Annotated in this window: 3 protein-coding genes; all 3 read right to left on the reverse strand. The window is 44.7% G+C overall.

Translation table 11 applies throughout. From position 1 onward, the window contains the following. Positions 1 to 145: 145 nt before the first annotated feature. The 3 genes from VIP81_RS00845 to VIP81_RS00855 all read right to left on the reverse strand — a co-directional run bounded on the left by VIP81_RS00845 (position 146) and on the right by VIP81_RS00855 (position 3,040). Entirely contained in the window at positions 146 to 586 is a 441-nt protein-coding gene (locus tag VIP81_RS00845; protein ID WP_331956580.1) for a GNAT family N-acetyltransferase, read from the reverse strand. Between the two features lie 125 nt (positions 587 to 711). Next, positions 712 to 1,632, reverse strand: a complete 921-nt coding sequence (locus VIP81_RS00850) for an EamA family transporter (RefSeq protein WP_331956581.1) — start codon at positions 1,630 to 1,632, stop codon at positions 712 to 714. After that, entirely contained in the window at positions 1,625 to 3,040 is a 1,416-nt protein-coding gene (locus VIP81_RS00855) for a pyridoxal phosphate-dependent decarboxylase family protein (RefSeq protein WP_331956582.1), read from the reverse strand. The genes VIP81_RS00850 and VIP81_RS00855 overlap by 8 nt, the downstream gene beginning before the upstream one ends. Positions 3,041 to 3,327 lie beyond the last annotated feature (287 nt).

A 3,327-nucleotide genomic window follows, 5' to 3' on the forward strand; every position in this document is an offset into this window, starting at 1 on the left:
AGATGAGGGGAGATAAAAGCGGTTCACCACTTCTATCTCCCCTCATCTTTTAAAATCAAAAAAAACAAAATCCGGTAAATCATCTGAATCAGTATAATCCTGAATAAAGACAAAGGCCGAAGGCCTTCCCCTCCGCTATTATTTTTTAAAGCGCCTTATAATAATAGTAAGAATTAATATCCTTTATGAACCCTTCTTTTTCATAAAGGGCTTGTGCCCTCGTATTGGCAACATAGGTTTGCAACATCAGCCACGCAGCATCCGTTTTTTTACCATGTGCGGCTGCCGCATCTACCAGCGCTTTACCCGCTCCTTTACCACGATGTGCCTCCAGCACATACAGGTCGTTCAATAACCAACCTCTTTTCATCCCAAGAGAAGTGAAAATGGGATAAAGTTGCGTAAAACCAACTATTTCATCTCCCTCCAATACCACAAATATCTCACTGTCATGTTTGGCAATTCTATCAGTAATAAAGGCGAGTGCTCCCTTGAAATCAGGCGCCTGATCATAGTAACTGCGATACGCATCAAACAATACCGCCACTTCGTTAAGGTGTAATTCCGTTGCCTGAATAACTTCCATAAGATCATATTTTTTGAATGCACACTCAATTTACGCATTTCCCTAACAAAAGAAAAAGATGCCCGGTCCGGTAAAAACCGGGATGAACATCTGACTACTTCTACCTTAAAAAATTATAGCTATTACTATTTTACCGTCGTGGCAAGACTTTTCTTATTCTTATTGATGGCATTATTTACCAGGTATACACCACCGATCGTGATCAGTGAACAAATGCCCGTTAACCAGGTCAATTGCTCATGTAAAATCAACCAACCCAGCAACACCGCTACTACCGGATTAATGTAGGCATAAATAGATACCTGTGCCGGCGGCAGATTGTTCAGTGCAAATACATAGGCAGAATAGGAAAACACCGATCCTACCAACACCAGGTACAGCAAGCTTTCCCACAACTCGGTGGTAAAAGTACTCACCTCCACATGTGCCCCCAGGAAACAGGTAGCTACCACCAACATGATAATGCCACTGAAAAACATCTGAAAGCCTGCCCCATATAAATAATTTACACCCAGCGCCCATTTCGCAGTCAGCACAGACCCCAATGCCCAGAAGATGCAGGAGCCAAAGGCGATGAGGATACCAAACTGGAAATCCGGGTTCATGAGACTTGACAAATAATTATAGAAGATGCCTGCCACCCCGCCAAACCCCAGGATCATGCCGATAATCAGCTGTAAGCTAAGCCGGGTACGCTGTACCAGGAAATAGCTGGCAATGGTAATCCAGATGGGTATGGTGGCTGCAATGATGGCGCCCAATCCGCTGGGAATATATTTCATGGCCCAGGTGAGCAAACCGTTGCCACCACAAAGCATGAGCGTACCTATGATAAATAACTTCGACAACACCATTTTCTCCGGCAACTTATATCCCCTGAGTAAAAAGAAGGCCGTAATTAAAAATCCGGCTACTGCCTGTCTTATGCCCGCCAACATCACACCATGCATGTGTCGCACTCCCACACTGGAAGCCAGGTAGGTGGTTCCCCAGAAAATACTTACAATGGCAAGCGCGATGTAAGCATTTTTATTTTGTTTACGCATAAGTATATTTATTCACTATCTTTTCTGCCAACACTTTCATGGCATCATACACCATGGTTACATCATTCCCGCTGGTGCGCCAGTTCACCAACGCTGCGCGAATGGCTTGCCTCCCACCATATACCGTAGCCGTCATACAAACCAGCCCGGATGCATTCAGTATTTCCAGGTATTCATTCACCGCGGCTGCTTCTTCGGCTGCTGCTACATTCAGGGTAAAACAAACTACACAGAGCCTTACGGGCGACAACAACACAAAATTCGGATTGGCATCGAGCAAACTACCCAGCTGTTTCGCCAGCGCAATATTATTTTCCACCAGCCAGCGATAACCTTCTTTGCCATAGGCCATCAGAGAAAACCAGGCGGGCAAAGCACGCTGCCGCCGCGAGTTTTCAGGAATATGATTAATAAAATTGAATTGCGCCGAAGGATCGCCGAGATAAGCAGCTCCGGCATTTTGAAATACGGCCGTTTGCAACTGCGGATGCCTGCAAAAAATCATGGCTGCATCATAAGGCACATTCAACCACTTATGGGCATCAATGGTGATACTATCCGCCTGCTCCCATCCGTTCAATAAATGTTTCCATTGATCGCTGCAAGCCGCAAACCCACCAAACGCCGCATCTACATGCAACCAGAAGCCATATTCATCACGCAGTTTCACCAACGCCGCGATATCGTCAAAGTCAACGGTATTCACAGTGCCTGCATTGGCTACATAAATAAAAGGACCTTTGTTTTCCTGCAGATATTTTTTTAATGCCAGAATGTCTACACATTCCCGACCCTCAGGTACGGCTATACGTACCAGGTTGTTTCTACCCAAACCCACCATAGACATCGCTTTGCTGACACTGGAATGCGGTGTGCCGGATAATACTTTCAGTCCCGGTAATGCGCTCATCCCTTCTGCGGCAATGTCTACGCCCAGCTGCTGTCCCAGCCATTGCCGGCCCACTGCCAAACCGGTAAAATTAGACATCGTGGCGCCGGTAACAAAGCAGCCCAGAAAAGGGGCCGGCAAACCAAATAATTCTTTCAGTAAAGCAATGGTTTCCGTTTCTATATAAAAAGAGACAGAACTCTTATCAGAAGAATTCAAATCTATGGCAGACGTAAGCCAGTCGCCCATCAGCGAAGCCGGTGTAACACCTCCCGTTACAAAGCCCCAGTAGCGTGGCCCTGCGGCTGCAGTGATACCATCACCATACCGTTGCCGGAACATTTCCAACGCAGCATTTCCACCCACACCCGCATCAGGCATCGCAATACGACTATTGATGACAACCTGCTTGTCGGCTGCCAGCTCATCTATGGAGGACAAAAATCTGCTGCTAAAATCTTTGGTTAACTGTAATAGCTGATCCATGTGCTTTAGATCATCCTGCAATTTCAAATCCATGGTTACGCGATGTTAATAGGTGATCGGCTGTAATTCAGGAACAAAATTGAGATAATTATTGATGCCAAAACAGATGCAGTTTTGTAAATTTCGGGGATATCAGATGCGAGTTTTTGTCTTTGTTCAGGATTATACTGATTTTGATGATTTACAAGATTTTATTTTTTTGGATTTAAAAGATTTTGGGAGATGATAGCAAAAATATCCACTATCATCTCCCAAAATCTTTTAAATCCAAAAATCGAAAAGTAAAAATCTTGTAAATCATCAAAATCAGTATAATCCTG

Source organism: Chitinophaga sp., from assembly GCF_036566945.1.
Taxonomy (GTDB): Bacteria; Bacteroidota; Bacteroidia; order Chitinophagales; family Chitinophagaceae; genus Chitinophaga.